Here is a 16,115-nt window from a genome sequence, read left to right on the forward strand (position 1 = left end):
GTCCTTTTCCCGGTGTGCGCTCAGATCCAGCCCAGCCAGCGCCAGTAGGTGGCGGCGAACAGCAGCATCAGGGCGTAGCCGATCACCGTCACGGGGATGCCGACCTTGGCGAACTGCTTGCCGTTGAAGGTATCCGTGCCAAGGCAAACCATGTTCTGAGGCGCATTGATCGGCAGGATGAAGCCGAAGCTCACGGTGAAGCCGAGCAGCATGGTCAGGCCGATCTGGTTGATATCGCCCGGCAGCGTCTGCAGCACCGAGATCAAGATCGGCAGCAGCGCGGCGGTGAGCGCGGTGGCGCTGGCAGTGGATCAGGATCAGGAAGGCGGCCAGGATGGCGAACACCAGGATCGGGCCTTGCGTGGCGAGCCCGGAGTTGGCCACCACGAACTTGCCCAGCCATTGGCCGGCCTGCGTGGTGACAAGCGCGGTGCCCAGGCTGATGCCCACCCCGAACACGATCAGCGTGCCCCACGGCGTGCGTTGCTGCATGGTCTTCCAGTCCATCACGCCGATGCGCGGCATCATCAGGATCACCAGGCCGACGAAGGTCACGGTGGCGGTGTCGAACTGGTGCAGCTCGCCCTCGGTGGCCCAGAACAGCAGCAGCCCGATGGACACGGCGGCAAGCCGCTTCTGCGGGCCGCTCATCGGGCCCAGCCCGGCGAGTTCCTTTTGCACGGCCTCCTTGCCGCCGGGGATGGCTTCGGTTTCGGCGGGCAGCAGGAAACGCACCAGGAAATACAGCACGACCGACATCACGATGGCCCACGGCGCGCTGGCGATCAGCCATTGCAGCCAGGTGATGCGCTCGCCCAGCAGCTTATCCATGAAGCCTGCCGTCAGCAGGTTCTGCGCGGCGGCGGTCTGGATGCCGACGTTCCAGATGCTGGTGGCCATGGCCACGGTGATCATGATGCCGGCGGCGATATTCGATTTCTTGTCGACCCCGAACGCCGCGATCACGCCCATCATGATCGGCACCACGCAGGCGCTGCGCGCGGTGGCGCTCGGCACCACCAGCGACAGCGCGATGGTCACCGCGATGCTGCCGATCAGGATACGCCGCGTGCTGGTGCCGATGGCCGACAGCGTGACCAGCGCGATGCGCCGGTCGAGCCCGGTCACCGTCATCGCCGCCGAGATGAAGAGGGCGGCGGCAACCAGCGCCAGCGCGGTGTTGGAGAACCCTGCCAGCGCCATGCCGAGCGCGCGGGACGTGCCGTATTGCGTGGCCGGGTCGGCCACCGTGGGCGCGAAGCCGATCAGCGCCGCCATCAGCGACGTGATCATGATGGCGCTGGCCTCGTAGGAGACCGCCTCGGTGATCCACACCACGATGGCAAAGGCGAGGACGGCCAGCATGCGATGTCCCGCCACCGGCAGGTCCGGGGGCAGGGGCAGGGCGAGTATGCCGATCAGTACCAGGATGGCGGCATAGAGCCCCCATGGCGTGGATCTACCAGGCGCGGCTTGCGGCACGGCGGCAGCTGCACCAATGGCGCTCGGGGCGGCAGCGCGAACGGCTTGGGTTGGAATGCGCGGGTTTGTCATCGCTTTGCCTTTTCTTCTCTGGTTGGTCTTGGTTCGACACGGAAAGGCGGACGTCACGCGCGGGCAGGTGGCTAGCCTGTGACTGGCTGGGTGGCGGCGTCGTTCGGCGGTTTTCCGTGAAGACCTGGCGGATGCGGGGGACCGGCTTGTGGCGCTTGTGGCCGGACTGCCGCGTTCGACATGGGGAAATTATTGTGCCGGCCAACGGCGCCTGTCGAGGGTGGATCCGGGGACATATGATGCGGATCAAGGAACCGGTTCGCGCCGGGAAATTTCCATGCGCCACACGGTCAGACTTTCAGAGCTTTGCGCTACAAGGGCTTGAGGGCGTTGCGCCACACGGTCAGACTTTCAGAGCTTTGCGCTACAAGGGCTTGAGGGCGTTGCGCAGCGAGCGCAACAGCCGGCGGCCCTGCACGCTTGCAAGCCGCGCGAAAGTGATCTGAAAATATTGGAGTGCATGATGAAGGTTTTAGTGAGAGGACTACGTGCCGAAGTCGACGCATCCACGTTGCGTAAAGCCCTGGCCGCCTACGTGCGGGTCAAGGATGTCGAGCTGATCTGCGAGGGCGACTGTGCCCATCCCTGGGCCTGGGTCGACCTGGATCTGGACGATGTGGACCCGATGAGCGTGTGGAAGCTGGTGGCGAAGCTCGATCGCCGTTATATTGCTGGCTGCCATACGCGCTGGCATGTGCCGGCCTATCGCCCGCGCTGAACCGCCGCCACGTGCGGTGCGGCGCGCGCGCCACCGAACGACAAAGACAGGGCAGGGACACGATGCAGGAAAACATGGCCGATGCGCCATCACAAGGTGCCGGCGTGCCCGGCAATGCAGCGCTTGCGCTGGACAACGTGGTCAATCTGCGCGACCTCGGCGGCCTCGCCACGCGCGACGGCTACCGCGTGCGAGCCGGCAAGCTGTTTCGCAGCGGCAACCCGGGCCTGGCCAGCGCGGCGGATATGGAGCGGCTGCGCGCATTGCAGCTGGACATGGTGATCGATTTCCGCTCGCCTGATGAGAAGACCGCGGCGGAGAGCCCCTTTGGCGAGGCCTTCCGCTGGGTTGCCACGCCGGTGCTGGAAGGCAGCATGTCGATGGCCGAGTTGATGCCGCGTTTGCGCGACGGCAGCGCGGCGCAGATGGAGGCCTTCATGCTGGAGGTCTATGGCGACTTTCCGCGCAAGTACCAGGCCGCGTTCGGCAGTTTCCTGAAGGCCGCGGAGCAGGGCGGCAACCTGCTGTACCACTGCACCGCGGGCAAGGACCGCACCGGCTTTGCCTCGCTGTTGCTGCTGGCCGGCCTGGGCGTGGAGCGCGACACCATCATGGCCAACTACCTGGAATCGAATCACTGGAACCAGGGCTTCAACCAGAAGATGAGTGCCGGTGCCGCGCAGTTCGGCGTCGATCCCGCGGTGATGTGGCCATTGCTGGCGGTGAAAGCCGCCTACCTGGAAGCCTCGATGCATGCCATCGAGCAGGACTACGGCGGCATCGACGCCTACCTGGGCAACGTGCTGAAGGTGGATGCCGAGCGCTTGCGCCAGGCCTACCTGGTACGCGCATAAGGTGCCAGGGAGCTACGCGAGCGCCTTTTGCTCCATCATGATCCGCGCGGTGTTCAGCGCGATCATCCCTTCCTCGTCGGTAGGCAGCACCAGCACCGGCACGCGGCTGTGGTCGCGGCTGATGCACTGGCGGTTCTCGTTGTTGGCGCCGGCGTCCAGGCTGATGCCGAACAGCTCCGCCAGCCGCGCGCAGATCTTCTCGCGCACCGGTGGCGAGTTGGCGCCAATGCCGGCGGTGAACACCAGCGCATCCAGGCCGCCCAGCGTGGTCGCCAGCTTGCCGATTTCCTGCGCCGCGCGGTAGGCGTAGAAATCGATCGCCAGCCGCGCGCGCGGCGCGTCGCTGGCCAGCAGGGCGCGCATGTCGCTGCTGACACCCGACAATCCCTTCATCCCTGAATCCTGGTACAGCATCGCCTCGATGTCCTTGGTGCTCATGCCTTGCTGCGACAGCCACAGGATGGCGCCGGCATCGATGGCGCCGCAGCGCGTGCCCATCGGCAGGCCGTCGAGCGCCGTCAGGCCCATGGTGGATTCCACGCTGCGCCCCTCGCGCATGGCGCACAGGCTGGCGCCGTTGCCCAGGTGCGCCACCATCACGCGGCCTTGTGCCAGGTCGGGCGCGATCTGCTGCAGGCGGCGCGCGATGTATTCGTAGGACAGGCCGTGAAAGCCGTAGCGGCGGATGCCGCGTTCGAAGTACTCGTAAGGCAGCGCCAGCAGTTGCGCCAGCGGGTCGTGCCCGGCGTGAAAGGCGGTGTCGAAGCAGGCTACCTGCAGCAGCGCCGGCGCGGCGGCGCGCACCGCACGGATCGCCGTGAGGTTGTGCGGCTGATGCAGCGGCGCCAGCGGGATCAATGCTTCGAGCTTGGCAATGACGTCGTCATCGATCTTCACGGCGGCGGCGAAATCCGCGCCGCCATGCACCACGCGATGGCCGATCGCCACCGGCGGCGCATCGCGCAGGCCGATGCTCAGCACCAGCCGGATCAGGCGGAAGGCCGCGTCGTGATCCGCCACCTGCGCCACCGGAAAGCGCTCGTCCGCTACCACGCGGCCATCCGCCATGCTGGCGGTGAGGCGCGGCGACACGCCGATGCCTTCGATCTGTCCGTGCGCGCTGAGCACCGGGTTGATGTCGGTATTGGCATGGGCGGCCTCGGGCACGGTGTACACCGAGACCTTGACGCTGGAGGAGCCGGCATTGACGACGAGGATGGTGGGATGGGTGGCGCTCACGCTGGCAGGCCTCCTTGTGACGATGACGTTGACTATGACTGGGACGGTGGCGCGCTCAGATCTCGGTGGGCGTCCGGGCGGTGCGGCGCGCATGCGCCAGCAGCACGGCGATCGCGCAGCTGCCGATGCGCGCGCGCACGCTGTCGGCGCGGCTGGTGAGGATGATGGGCACGCGCGCGCCCAGCACGATGCCGGCGGCTTCGGCGCCGGCCAGGAAGGTGAGCTGCTTGGCCAGCATGTTGCCGGCCTCCAGGTCGGGCACCAGCAGGATGTCGGGGTCGCCGGCGACCTCGGAGACGATGCCCTTTGTCACCGCGGCTTCATGGCTGATCGCGTTGTCGAAGGCGAGCGGGCCATCGAGGATGCCGCCTTCGATCTGGCCGCGCCGGCTCATCATGCATAGCGCGGCCGCGTCGATGGTGGAGGGGATCTTGTCGGTCACGGTTTCCACCGCCGAGAGGATGGCCACCTTTGGGCACGCGATGCCCAGCACGCGCAGCAGGTCGATCGCGTTGCGGCAGATGTCGGCCTTGTCGTTGAGCGTGGGAAAGATATTGACCGCGGCGTCGGTGATGAACAGCGGCTTGTGATAGCTCGGCACGTCCATTGCAAACACATGCGAGAGGCGCCGGCCCGTGCGCAGGCCGGTGGCGGACGCGGTGACTTCGTGCAGCAGCTCGTCGGTGTGCAGGCTGCCCTTCATCAGCAATTCCGCCTCGCCAGCGCGTATCGCCGCGACCGCGCGCGCGGCGGCGGCATGGCTATGCGGCGCGTCGATCAGCACGCTGTCGCCGAGGTCCAGCGCATTTGCGTCGGCCACCTGGCGGATGCGCGCCTCGGGCCCGATCAGCAGCGGCACGATCAGGCCGAGGCTGGCCGCCTGCAGCGCGCCGCCAAGCGAGGAAGCATCGCAGGGATGCGCCACCGCGGTGGGAATGGCGGGCAAATCCTGGCAGCGTGCCAGCAGGACGGAGTACTTGTCGAGCGTCTGGGTCATCGGCGTTCCGGTGCGTCGGGGTTGCGGTGCGACCGCGCGGGCATGCTGCGTCGCGCAAAAAGCAAAGGCCAGTATAGGCGATGTTTCCTGCGGCACGATGACATCGGCTGATACCTTGCGCCAGGTCATCCCGCTGCGGATCCGCCCATGCGGCGGGTTGTCAAGCACGGTGCAGGCTGATAGATTCTGCTGTGCTGCAGGGCAGCACTTCCGTGCGATCGCCTGGAAACGACTGCCTTCCGCGCCACACCGTAGAACGTAGAAGGGAAGCCGAGTGAACGCACGTGATCCCGTCACCCATGCCGGCAGCGCAGCCGCCGGCGTGCCACCGCTCTTGTCCGATGCGTGGTCGTACGCGCATGACGCCTGGCAGCGCGCCATCCTGTTGCTCGACATCCTGCGCGAGCGCGGCAACCAGACCTTCGAGCACGAGCGCGAGGGCATGCCGCCGGTACTGATCTTCGAGCACGAGGTGGTGATCGACGCGCGCACGCTGGCGCAACCCGCCAACTACGCGCTGCTGCGCATCCTGCCGCCGCCCGGCATCGTCACCGACGACACCAAGCGGCCCTTCGTGGTGATCGATCCGCGCGCCGGGCATGGTCCCGGCATCGGCGGCTTCAAGATCGACAGCGAGATCGGCATCGCGTTGCGCAGCGGCCATCCCTGCTATTTCGTCACCTTTTTCCCGGTGCCTTGCCCGGGCCAGACCATCGAGTGCGTGGCGCGCGCCGAAGCCGTGTTCCTGCGCACGGCGGCCGAGCGCCATCCGCAAGCGCAAGGCAAGCCGTTCGTGATCGGCAACTGCCAGGGCGGCTGGGCGCTGATGATGCTGGCTGCCGCCGCGCCGGAACTGGTCGGCCCCATCCTGCTGGCCGGTTCGCCGCTGGCCTACTGGTCGGGCGTGCGCGGGCGCAACCCGATGCGCTACAGCGGTGGGCTGCTGGGCGGCTCGTGGCTGTCGTCCTTTACTTCCGATCTCGGCAATGGCCGCTTCGACGGGGCCTGGCTCGTGCAGAATTTCGAGCAGCTCAATCCGTCCAACACGTACTGGAAAAAACTCTACGACGTCTATGCGCGCGTAGATACGGAGCGCGAGCGTTTCCTGGAGTTCGAGCGCTGGTGGGGCGGGCACTTCCTGCTCAACCGTGCCGAGATCGACTGGATCGTGCAGAACCTCTTCGTTGGCAACCATCTCACCGCCGGCGAGGTGCACAGCGCGGATGGCAGCGTCGTGGTGGACCTGCGCAATGTGCGCTCGCCGATCGTGGTCTTTGCCTCCTGGGGCGACAACATCACGCCGCCGCAGCAGGCGCTGAACTGGATTCCCGATCTTTACGCCAGCGTCGACGAGATCGTCGCCAACGACCAGGTCATCGTCTACTGCCTGCATGAAAAGATCGGGCACCTCGGCATCTTCGTGTCGGCCGGCGTGGCCAATCGCGAGCACACCGAGCTGTTCTCCGCGCTCGACCTGATCGACGTGCTGCCGCCCGGGCTGTACGAGGCGCGCATCGAAGATATCGCGCCGGGCACCTCGCACCTGGAACTGATCGAAGGCCGCTACCTGATGCGCTTCGAGCGCAGGACCATCGACGACATCCTCGCGCTGGACGATGGCCGCGACGACGAGCGAGCGTTCGAGGTGGTGCGCCGCGTGGCCGAAGTCAACCAGCGCCTGTACGATACCTTCGCCTCGCCGGGGTGCAGGCCGCATCCAACGAGCTGGGCGCCTACGCGATGCGGCAGATGCATCCGGCCCGGCTCGAGCGCTCCCTGGCATCGGACGCGAATCCGTGGATGGCGTGGATCGCCGCGCTGGCGCCGTCGGTGCGCGAGGCGCGCCAGCCGGTGGCGCCGGACAATCCCTTCGTCACGCTGGAGCGCGCGGTGTCCGACACCATCGTGCGCACGCTCGACGCGTGGCGCGACCAGCGCGATGCCTTCCAGGAGCAGGTCTTCGAGGCGCTGTACCAGTCGCCATGGCTGTCCGCGCTGATGGGCTTCTCGCCCGGCGCCGAAAAGCGCGGCCCGCCGCCGGTGACCGCGGCGCTGCGCGAGGAACTGGCCGCGCGGCGCCTCCATGACGCGGAGGCGGGCATCGAGCAGGGCACGCCGCTCGACGCCTTCATGCGCATCCTTTGCTATGTGGCCGACGAAAACGCCAGCATCGAGGAGCGGCCCTTCAACCTGATGCGGCAGATGGCGCGCGAGCACCTGGAGCAGCAGCCTGACATCGCCACGGTCAAGGCCACGGTCAAGCGGCAGAGCTTTATCGTGGGGCTGGACGCCGAACGCGCCGTGGCCGCGCTGCCGCTGCTGGTGCCGGACAGCGGGCAACGCCATCGCATCATGATGGCGATCCACCGCATCGTGACCGTGGTGGGGCCGCTCGAAGGCGCCCGCCTGGCGCGCTATCGCGAGGTGGCGCACGTGTTGGGCACCGACCATACGGCGCGGCAGACGGCGGAGCCCGCAACGGTGGCGCCCGCGGCGCCTGCCCCCGTGGCACCGTCGCCGCGCGCGGTGCGCAAGGCGGCATCGCCGCAAGCCAAGGCGCGAGCCCGCAAGGCAGGCTCGGCCGTGGCCGGCGCGGCCAAGCCCGGCAAGCTGGCCAAGCCGCTCAAGGCGGTCAAGCCATCACCGCGGCGCAGCGTCAAGACAGGCACCTGAACCAGGCGAGCAAAAACCGGCGCTAGCAGGGGCGCGCATTCACTAAGCGAGGGACATCATGGTGCAAGTACCCAATCCCCCATTGCTGGGCGCGCGCGTGTTGGTGGTCGGCGTGGCCAACGCGGAATCCATCGCGTGGGGCGGCGCGCGGGCCTTTCGCGAGCTTGGCGCCGAGCTCGCGATCACCTATCTCAACGACAAGGCCTATCCGCATGCGGCGCCGCTGGCCGAAGCGGTGGGCGCGACGATCCTGATGCCGCTCGACGTGGAGGACGCTGGCCAGGAGCAGGCGCTGTTCGAGCGGATCACCCAGCAATGGGGCCAGCTCGACGTGCTGGTGCACTCGGTGGCCTTCGCGCCCAAGGCCGACCTGCAGGGCGGGCTGCTGAATGCGTCGGCGGCCGGCTTCGCGCGGGCCATGGACGTCTCCTGCCATTCCTTCGTGCGGCTGGCGCGGCGCGCGGTGCCGCTGATGCGCGAGGGCGGCAGCCTGTTCGCCATGAGCTACGAGGGCGCCAACCGCGTGGTGCCGAACTACAACCTGATGGGTCCGGTCAAGGCGGCGCTGGAGGCCTGTTGCCGCTACCTGGCGCACGAACTCGGCCCGAGCGGCATCCGCGTGCACGCCATCTCGCCGGGGCCGCTCAAGACCCGCGCGGCGTCCGGGCTCAAGGATTTCGAGCAATTGCTGGCGGATGCCGCGGGCCGCGCCCCGCTGGGCGAGCTGGTCGACATCATGGATGTGGGCTTTGCCACCGCCTACCTTGCCACGCCCTACGCGCGCCGGATCTCCGGCAACGTCGTGTACGTGGACGGCGGCGCGCACATCATGGGCTGACTGCCGCCAAGGGCGCGATGCGCGGCCCACACGGCCCGCGTCGGGCCGCCTACAATGAGCTAGACAACCCAGGCCCGTGCCGCTTGCCGCGTGCGCGCTGCCTCATATCGGGAGCGAGACATGAAGGTACTCATCCGGGGCCTGCACCGCGATGTGACCGAACAGATGCTGCGCGACAAGCTGGCGACCTACGCACCGGTGACATCCGTGGAACTGGTGCGCGAGGGCGATCCGGACCATCCTTGGGCCTGGGTCAACCTGGATATCGATCCCTTCACCGCCTGGCGCCTGCTGCGCCAGCTCGATCGCCAATACTTTGCCGGCAGCATGATGCGCTGGTATATCCCGGCTCACCAGGGTTGACGCGTTGACATGTTGACGTGCAGGCAAGTTGAGGCAGGGCGGCTGCCGCGCCGCCAAGCTTTGGCATTAAGATAAGCGGCTTCTGCCACTTTGCTGCGCTGCCACGCGGTAGCGCCATTCCCGCATGCTAGAACTCGAAGGCGCGATCTGGTTTCGCTCAGGCTCCCAGGACTGGGGCGGGGGCGAACGCATCGCCCTGCTGGCCGCGATCGGCGAGCATGGCTCGATCACGGCTGCCGCCAAGGCGGTCGGCCTGAGCTACAAGGCCGCCTGGGATGCCATCGACGCCATGAACAACAGCGCGGGCGAGCCGCTGGTGGTGCGCGCCGCCGGCGGCAAGGGCGGCGGCGGTACCGTGCTCACGGAGCGCGCCGCCAGCCTGATCCGCACTTACCGCGTGCTCGAGCACGAGCACCGGCTCTTTATCGAACACCTCGCCAGCCTCGGCAACTTCAACGAGACGGCGCAGGACGACCTTCACCTGATGCGGCGTTTCATGATCAAGACCAGTGCGCGCAACAAGCTCTTCGGCAAGGTGGCTGCGATCCGTGGCGGCGCCGTCAACGACGAGATCACGCTGTCGCTCGCGGGCGGCCAGCACGTGGTCGCCACCATCACCCACGAAAGCGTGGAGACGCTGGGCCTGGTACCCGGCGCCGAAGCCTTCGCGCTGATCAAGGCTTCCTCGGTCCTGCTGGGGCTGCCCGATCCCGGACTGCGGCTCTCGGCGCGCAACCAGTTGCCAGGCAAGGTGACCCGCGTGCTGCCGGGCGCCGTCAATGCCGAGGTGGCGCTGGAGCTGGACGGCGGCGGCACCGTGGTGGCCATCGTCACCAACGACAGCGTGAGCGCGCTCGGCCTGGCCGAGGGCAGCCGCGCGCTGGCGATCTTCAAGGCGTCGAGCGTGATCCTGGGTACCATGGGCTGAGTCGCGTCGCGGAATCTTCTGCGCGGCTTGACGTCAAATTCAACTGCTTAACGTCCAAAGGTCAAAAGCCTAAAGTCAAAGGCAGTTTCACCTCCCCTGCGGGGAGGCGACCTACTTTCTTGTCTCGCCAAGAAAGTAGGCAAAGAAGGCGACCCGGATGGGGCGAAAGACTCCTCGTCGGCAGGCAAAAGAGCGGCCGGGGGCCAAACTCACATCGCCTTGAGGCGATGCTCAGACATGGCCCCCTCTTTTCCGCTCTTTTTGCCTGCCGACGAGGCGCCCCATAACGGGAGATGAAAACCTTGACGGCTCGCTTCGCATCGCGCGTGGGTGATTTCCGCCTGGGGGCGGAAATCACGGCTACCACAATTGGTTGATCTTGCCGCCGGTTTGCTCCCCTCTCCCACTCGTGGGAGAGGGGCCGGGGAGAGGGCGGGCGCTGGCTCGAAGTGAAGTGTCGCTCCCCCACCCCCTCCCGCCATGTGGGAGAGGGGAGCAAATCAGTGCTGGAGTCCGCTCTGCAAAGCAGTCCAGCCCAAACCAAGATCCAAGTACCCGTTGATGATTCACAGAAATCCGCAGGAAGCAGCATTTGCGCCGGGCCGTTCCATCCCGGCATGGCGCGTGCTGGAGATCGTCATCGGCGTCACCATGTGGGTGATTGCCGCCAAGCTGCTGTTTTCCTCAGACCCATGCCAAGAAATATAGAAATCAAGGCGCATATCGACAGCGTGGACACATTGGTGCCGCTGGTTGCGCCGCTGGCCGATCATGGCCCGGAGCTGATCTTGCAGGACGACACCTTCTTCGTCTGCCCCAACGGCCGGCTCAAGCTGCGTGCCTTCCCGTCCGGCGATGGCCAGTTGATCTTCTACGCGCGCGCCGACCAGGCCGGGCCCAAGGAGAGCCACTACATCATATCGCCCACGGCCGAGCCCGATTCGCTGCGCGCCGCACTGACGGCGGCGTGGGGCGAGAACGGGCGCGTGCGCAAGGCGCGCACCTTGTTCCTGGTGGGCCGCACGCGCGTGCATCTGGACCGCGTGGAGGGGCTGGGGGATTTCCTGGAGCTCGAGGTGGTGCTGGCGCAGGGCGAGCCGGCAGCGGCCGGCGTTGCCGAGGCGCATATGCTGCTGGGCAAGCTAGGCGTAGCGCCAGGGCAATGGATCGACGCCGCCTACGTGGACCTGCTGCGCGCGGCCGGGGCCTGAGCCGGCCTCAGACCGCGCTCGCGGAAGCCGGTGCGTACACCTGCGGATGCCCCTTCACGGGCGCGGCGCCAAAGATACGGCCTTCGCGCACTTCCAGCACATGGTCGCCGAGGGCTTCCACGTCGTCGGGGTCGTGCGAGATCACCAGCATCGGCACTTCCAGGCTGGCCTGCAGCGCGCGCAGCTCGGCGCGCATGCGCACGCGCAGCGCCGGGTCCAGCGCGGAGAACGGTTCGTCCAGCAGCACGATGTCGGGCCGCGCCGCCAGCGCACGCGCCAGCGCGGCGCGTTGCTTCTGGCCGCCCGAGATCTCGCCGGGATAGTTGCCGGTGATCGCGCCGAGGCCGAACGCATCGATCCAGCGCTGCGCTTCCGGGTGGTGCGTATTGCGGCGCGGGTTGCGCCAGCCGCGCTCCAGGCCAAAGGCAATGTTCTGCGCGACCGTCAGATGCGGGAACAGGGCGTAGTCCTGGAACAGGTAGGCTACGCGCCGCTCCTGCGGGCGTACGTTGACGCGAGTCTCGCTGTCGAACAAGGTGCGGCCGTTGAGCGCGATGTGGCCGCTGTCGGGCGTGAGCAATCCGGCGATGGCGCGCAGCGTCAGGCTCTTGCCTGCGCCGGAGGGTCCGAACAGGGCAATGCGCTTGCTCTCCGAGTCAAAGGCGATATCCAGCCCGAAATGGCGGTCGGCGGAACCGAGCTGCTTGCGTACGGTGACTTGCATGGTCATGGCGGTCTACCGGTACATTTTGCGGGTGGGCGGCACCAGCCGCCCGGCGGCCACCAGCAGCACCACGCAGGTGACGGAGGTGACCAGCACCAGCAGGGTGGAGGTGTTGTCGTCGCCGGCCTGCACGGCTTCGTAGATGGCGACCGACAGCGTTTGCGTGCGCCCGGGCAGGTTGCCGGCCACCATCAGCGTGGCGCCGAACTCGCCCAGCGCGCGGGCAAAGGCCAGCAGCACGCCGGCGATGATGCCGCGCGACGCCAGCGGCAGCGTTACGCGAAAGAAGATGCCAGCCTCGGACGTGCCGAGCACGCGCGCGGCGTCCTCCAGCTGGGAGTCCACCCCTTCGAAGGCGGTGCGTGCCGACTTCAGCACGAGCGGGAAGGCCACGATGGTGGAGGCCAGCACCGCGCCTTGCCAGGTAAAGACCAGTTCGATGCCGAGCCGCCCGAGCCACTCGCCAAAGACGCCGCGGCGCCCGACCAGCACCAGCAGGTAGTAGCCGAGCACGGTGGGCGGCAGCACCAGCGGGAGCGTGAGCAGGGCGTCGACCACGTCGCGCGCGGCCGATTGCCAGCGCGATAGCGCAAAGGCCGCGCCCACGCCGAGCACGGCATTGAGCACGGTGGCCCAGCCCGCTACTTTGAGCGAGAGCGAGAGCGGGACCCAGACAGCTTCCAGGGAGGTCATCAGCATAAACGCCTGCCGGCGAAGCCAGGCAGGCGGTGAGGTGGATTCAGGTTGGCGGCGCGCGCAGGCGCCGGGGCTGCGGGTAAGGACTACGGATTATGGCTTGCGGATTACGGCTCACGGCTTACGGCTTGAGAAAACCATACTTCGCCAGCACCGCTTGCCCTTCCGGCGATGTCACGTAGCCGAGGAATGCCGCGGCTTCGGCGGGCTGCTTCGATTGCGAGGTGATGGCGATCGGATAGGTGACCGGCTGGCGCGTCGGCACCCGCAGCGCCACCTTGACCTTCTCCGGCATGATCGCCGCATCGGTGGCAAAGACGAAGCCGGCATCGACTTCACCGCGCGCCACATAGTCCAGGCTCTGGCGCACGTTCTGCGCCATCACGCCCTTGGCCGATACCGCATCCCACACGCCCGCCGCTTCCAGCGCGCCCTTGGTGTAGCGGCCTACCGGCACCGACGCCGGGTTGCCGAAGGCCACGCGCTTGAACTCGGGGCGGGTCAGGTCCTGCAGCTTGCTCAAGTCCAGCTTGCTGTCCGCCGGCACGATCAGCGCCAGCTGGTTGGCCGCGAAATCGCGGCGCGACGCAGGCTGCACCACACGCTCGGCCACCGCCTTGTTCATGGCGTCCTGGTCGGCCGAGGCAAACACATCGGCCGGCGCGCCGTTGACGATCTGCTGCATCAGCACGTCGGAGGCACCGAAGTTGAGGATCACCTTGGTCTGGGGATGCGCGCGTTCGTAGGATTCGGCGAGCGACTTGAAGGCATTGGTCAGGCTGGCCGCGGCGGAGACCACCAGGTCGGCGCCGAAGGCGGCCGGCGCGGACAGCGCCAGCGTGGCGGACAGCAGCAGGCCGGCCGCCAGCGCGGCGGTCCGTCGGGCGCCGCGCGGTGGGCGGAACTGGGCAGGCTGCGGAGCGGAGATCGGGTGCATGGGCATGGCGGGGCGAGGGTTGGAGGGCAGGCGGGGCAAACAGAAAGTGTCCGCCAAAAGCGCAATATATGACGGTATATAACGCGGCGTCAATGGCACTTTTGGTCAGGACAGGGCATATGGGCAGAGTCCCCCGCTCCGCGCCCCACCCGATGGTGGCCGTCACGGTGGTGTAACGCGCGCGTCACTCTGCTGCCATTTGCGCTCGGGACAATGTCCGGCTTCAGGCACAACAAGAAAGAAGGGAGCCACAAATGCACCGCCGTCCGACCGACGTTCTACCTGCGCGCGCCGCGCCCGCTTCGTCCCCCATCCTCGCCGTGTCCACCGTGGCCGCGGTCGCCGCCGCCATCGCGGCCACCGCGCTGCTGGCCGCCTGCGGCTCCGGCGACAGCCCCGCCAGCCCCGGCACGGGCGCCGGTGTCACGCCGCAGGCCGATAGCGTCTCGGCCGGCACCAAGGCCACGCTGGCCTTGCTGGAGACCACTGACCTGCACACCAATGTGCGCAGCTACGACTACTTCAAGCTGGCCGAGGACAAGTCCTTCGGCTTCGAGCGCGTGGCAACCCTGATCAAGCAGGCGCGCACCGAGTTTCCCAACACCTTGTTGCTGGACAACGGCGACACCATCCAGGGCACGGCGTTGGCCGACTACCAGGCCCAGGTCAACCCGCTTAAGTGCGGCGAGACGCTGGCCATGTACAAAGTGATGAACGCCGCGAAGTTCGACGGCGGCGGCATCGGCAACCACGAGTTCAACTACGGCCTGGGCTACCTGAACCAGGTCACGGGCAACCGCTTCAACGTGGATGGCCTGCCCGACCCGACCGTGCAGACGCCGTGCGCCGGGCCGGCCTTCCCGCAGGTGCTGGCCAACGTGTACAGCGTGCGCACGCGCGCGCCGCTGTTCCAGCCGTACACCATCATCACCCGCCAGATCACCGCCACCGGGCCCGACGGCAAGGCCGTCACGGTCCCGGTCAAGGTCGGCATCATCGGTTTCACGCCGCCCGCGATCATGAGCTGGGACAAGCGCTGGCTCGACGGCAAGGTCTACACGGAGGGCGTGAAGGAAACCGCTGAGAAGTTCGTGCCTGAGATGCGCGCCAAGGGCGCCGACCTGGTGGTGGTGATCTCGCACGGCGGGCTCGATGCCTCCGCTTACTCGCCCACCATGGAGAACGGCAGCTGGCACCTGTCCAAGGTGGCCGGCGTGGACGCCATGCTGATCGGCCACTCGCACCAGGTCTTCCCCGATGCCACCAGCACGGTAGCGCAGTTCAACCTGCCGGGCGTGGACAAGGTACGCGGCACGGTCAACGGCGTGCCCACGGTGATGGCCGACTACTGGGGCCGCCGCCTCGGCGTGATCAAGCTGCAGCTGGCGCATGACGGTTCCCGCTGGGTCGTAGACAAGAGCGCCACCACGGTGGAGGCGCGCTCGATCCAGAACGCCGACAAGAGCTATGTTGCCCCCGATGCCACCGTGGCCGCCGCGGCCGATGCGGAGCACCAGGCCACCATCGCTTATGTGAAGACGCCAATCGGCACCACCGACTACCGCATGAGCACGTACTTCGCCGATGTGGGCGATCCCGGCGCGATCCAGATCGTCAACCAGGCGCAGGCGGCCTACGTGAAGGACTACATCGCCGCCAACCTGCCGGCGCTGGCCGCGCTGCCGGTGCTGTCCGTCTCCGCGCCGTTCAAGAGCGGCTTTGGCGGCGGCAACGACTACACGGACGTGCAGTCCGGCAACCTCGCCATCAACAATGCGGCCGATCTCTACCTTTACCCCAACACCATCTACGCGGTGAAGGTGAGCGGCAGCGACGTCAAGGCGTGGCTGGAGACCGCCGCCAAACGCTTCAACCTGATCGATCCGGCCAAGACCGCCGACCAGCAGCTCATCAGCAGCTTCCCTGGCTATAACTTCGACATGTTCACCTCGCCCGACCTGCAGTACGAAATCGACGTGATGCAAGCCGAAGGCAGCCGCATCAAGAACCTCGCTTACAAGGGCGTGCCGCTCGACGCCAGCCAGCAGTTCATCGTAGCCACCAACAACTACCGCGCCAGCGGCGGCGGCAATTTCCCCGGCCTGGACGGCAGCAAGACGGTCTATGCCTCGCCCGACACCAGCCGCGATGTGTTGATCGCCTACATCAAGAAAGCCGGCTCCATCACGCGCGCCGCCAACGGCGCTGCGCGCAGCTGGCGCTTCACCAAGGTGGCCACGGCCGGCAAGGTGGTATTTGCTTCCGCGCCTAACCAGCTGGCGCAGGCACAAGCCGCGGGCCTCGCCAATATTGCGCTGGAGCAGGCGAGCTACGACACCACCAAGAACCTGTCGCTGTATAGCATCGACCTCAACCAGTAAGG

General features: G+C 67.2%; 13 protein-coding genes and 2 pseudogenes. 9 read left to right on the forward strand and 6 right to left on the reverse strand.

Translation table 11 applies throughout. The features are described from left to right. Positions 1-20 precede the first annotated feature (20 nt). Positions 21-1,554, reverse strand: a pseudogene (locus OMK73_RS33080) (DASS family sodium-coupled anion symporter). Between the two features lie 463 nt (positions 1,555-2,017). Between OMK73_RS33080 and OMK73_RS33085 the strand changes: the two are divergent. Beyond that, on the forward strand, positions 2,018-2,272 hold the full coding sequence (locus tag OMK73_RS33085; protein ID WP_267606604.1) for an RNA-binding protein: 255 nt from the start codon (positions 2,018-2,020) through the stop codon (positions 2,270-2,272). Between the two features lie 62 nt (positions 2,273-2,334). Next, complete coding sequence (locus OMK73_RS33090; RefSeq protein ID WP_267605706.1) at positions 2,335-3,126, forward strand: tyrosine-protein phosphatase; 792 nt, start codon at positions 2,335-2,337, stop codon at positions 3,124-3,126. A 12-nt stretch (positions 3,127-3,138) separates the two neighbouring features. Here the strand turns inward: OMK73_RS33090 and OMK73_RS33095 are convergent, their stop codons facing one another. Beyond that, positions 3,139-4,365 (reverse strand): acetate/propionate family kinase, encoded by a 1,227-nt coding sequence (locus OMK73_RS33095; RefSeq protein WP_267605707.1) that lies wholly within the window; start codon positions 4,363-4,365, stop codon positions 3,139-3,141. 55 nt (positions 4,366-4,420) lie between these two features. Continuing rightward, positions 4,421-5,362 carry a phosphate acetyltransferase gene (locus OMK73_RS33100; RefSeq protein WP_267605708.1) on the reverse strand — a complete coding sequence of 314 codons (942 nt, stop codon included), beginning with the start codon at positions 5,360-5,362 and terminating at the stop codon, positions 4,421-4,423. 274 nt (positions 5,363-5,636) lie between these two features. Between OMK73_RS33100 and OMK73_RS33105 the strand changes: the two are divergent. The 6 genes and pseudogenes from OMK73_RS33105 to OMK73_RS33130 all read left to right on the forward strand — a co-directional run. Continuing rightward, positions 5,637-7,813: pseudogene (locus OMK73_RS33105) on the forward strand (DUF3141 domain-containing protein); the annotation flags it as partial. A gap of 280 nt (positions 7,814-8,093) precedes the next feature. Then, positions 8,094-8,873, forward strand: coding sequence for an enoyl-ACP reductase FabI (gene fabI, locus OMK73_RS33110; RefSeq protein WP_267605709.1), 780 nt, complete (start codon positions 8,094-8,096; stop codon positions 8,871-8,873). 120 nt (positions 8,874-8,993) lie between these two features. Further along, entirely contained in the window at positions 8,994-9,236 is a 243-nt protein-coding gene (locus OMK73_RS33115) for an RNA recognition motif domain-containing protein (protein WP_267605710.1), read from the forward strand. A gap of 124 nt (positions 9,237-9,360) precedes the next feature. Next, positions 9,361-10,164, forward strand: a complete 804-nt coding sequence (locus tag OMK73_RS33120) for a TOBE domain-containing protein (RefSeq protein WP_267605711.1) — start codon at positions 9,361-9,363, stop codon at positions 10,162-10,164. A 561-nt stretch (positions 10,165-10,725) separates the two neighbouring features. Further along, positions 10,726-10,872 carry a hypothetical protein gene (locus tag OMK73_RS33125; RefSeq protein ID WP_267605712.1) on the forward strand — a complete coding sequence of 49 codons (147 nt, stop codon included), beginning with the start codon at positions 10,726-10,728 and terminating at the stop codon, positions 10,870-10,872. Then, the gene (locus OMK73_RS33130; RefSeq protein WP_267605713.1) at positions 10,857-11,375 is read left to right on the forward strand and encodes a class IV adenylate cyclase; all 519 of its coding nucleotides are present in this window, start codon (positions 10,857-10,859) and stop codon (positions 11,373-11,375) included. The genes OMK73_RS33125 and OMK73_RS33130 overlap by 16 nt, the downstream gene beginning before the upstream one ends. Positions 11,376-11,382: 7 nt before the next feature. Here OMK73_RS33130 and OMK73_RS33135 read toward each other — a convergent pair whose 3' ends face one another. The 3 genes from OMK73_RS33135 to modA all read right to left on the reverse strand — a co-directional run bounded on the left by OMK73_RS33135 (position 11,383) and on the right by modA (position 13,738). After that, the gene (locus tag OMK73_RS33135; protein WP_267605714.1) at positions 11,383-12,105 is read right to left on the reverse strand and encodes an ATP-binding cassette domain-containing protein; all 723 of its coding nucleotides are present in this window, start codon (positions 12,103-12,105) and stop codon (positions 11,383-11,385) included. 6 nt (positions 12,106-12,111) lie between these two features. Beyond that, the gene (gene modB, locus OMK73_RS33140; RefSeq protein ID WP_267606605.1) at positions 12,112-12,783 is read right to left on the reverse strand and encodes a molybdate ABC transporter permease subunit; all 672 of its coding nucleotides are present in this window, start codon (positions 12,781-12,783) and stop codon (positions 12,112-12,114) included. A gap of 133 nt (positions 12,784-12,916) precedes the next feature. Beyond that, positions 12,917-13,738: a molybdate ABC transporter substrate-binding protein gene (modA, locus tag OMK73_RS33145; protein WP_267605715.1), complete on the reverse strand. Its 822-nt coding sequence runs from the start codon at positions 13,736-13,738 to the stop codon at positions 12,917-12,919. 248 nt (positions 13,739-13,986) lie between these two features. Between modA and OMK73_RS33150 the strand changes: the two genes are divergently transcribed. Further along, positions 13,987-16,113, forward strand: coding sequence for a bifunctional 2',3'-cyclic-nucleotide 2'-phosphodiesterase/3'-nucleotidase (locus OMK73_RS33150; RefSeq protein WP_267605716.1), 2,127 nt, complete (start codon positions 13,987-13,989; stop codon positions 16,111-16,113). The last annotated feature ends 2 nt before the right edge of the window (positions 16,114-16,115 follow it).

Source organism: Cupriavidus sp. D39 (genome assembly GCF_026627925.1).
Lineage (GTDB): Bacteria > Pseudomonadota > Gammaproteobacteria > Burkholderiales > Burkholderiaceae > Cupriavidus > Cupriavidus ulmosensis.

What these genes read in the sequence shown, in the direction of transcription:
- OMK73_RS33085 (WP_267606604.1), top strand. Translation starts at nt 2,018, where the DNA reads ATGAAGGTTTTAGTGAGAGGACTACGTGCCGAAGTCGACGCATCCACG.
- OMK73_RS33100 (WP_267605708.1), bottom strand. Translation starts at nt 5,362, where the DNA reads ATGACCCAGACGCTCGACAAGTACTCCGTCCTGCTGGCACGCTGCCAG.
- fabI (WP_267605709.1), top strand. Translation starts at nt 8,094, where the DNA reads ATGGTGCAAGTACCCAATCCCCCATTGCTGGGCGCGCGCGTGTTGGTG.
- OMK73_RS33130 (WP_267605713.1), top strand. Translation starts at nt 10,857, where the DNA reads ATGCCAAGAAATATAGAAATCAAGGCGCATATCGACAGCGTGGACACA.
- modA (WP_267605715.1), bottom strand. Translation starts at nt 13,738, where the DNA reads ATGCCCATGCACCCGATCTCCGCTCCGCAGCCTGCCCAGTTCCGCCCA.
- OMK73_RS33120 (WP_267605711.1), top strand. Translation starts at nt 9,361, where the DNA reads ATGCTAGAACTCGAAGGCGCGATCTGGTTTCGCTCAGGCTCCCAGGAC.
- OMK73_RS33115 (WP_267605710.1), top strand. Translation starts at nt 8,994, where the DNA reads ATGAAGGTACTCATCCGGGGCCTGCACCGCGATGTGACCGAACAGATG.
- OMK73_RS33150 (WP_267605716.1), top strand. Translation starts at nt 13,987, where the DNA reads ATGCACCGCCGTCCGACCGACGTTCTACCTGCGCGCGCCGCGCCCGCT.
- OMK73_RS33090 (WP_267605706.1), top strand. Translation starts at nt 2,335, where the DNA reads ATGCAGGAAAACATGGCCGATGCGCCATCACAAGGTGCCGGCGTGCCC.
- OMK73_RS33125 (WP_267605712.1), top strand. Translation starts at nt 10,726, where the DNA reads ATGATTCACAGAAATCCGCAGGAAGCAGCATTTGCGCCGGGCCGTTCC.
- OMK73_RS33135 (WP_267605714.1), bottom strand. Translation starts at nt 12,105, where the DNA reads ATGACCATGCAAGTCACCGTACGCAAGCAGCTCGGTTCCGCCGACCGC.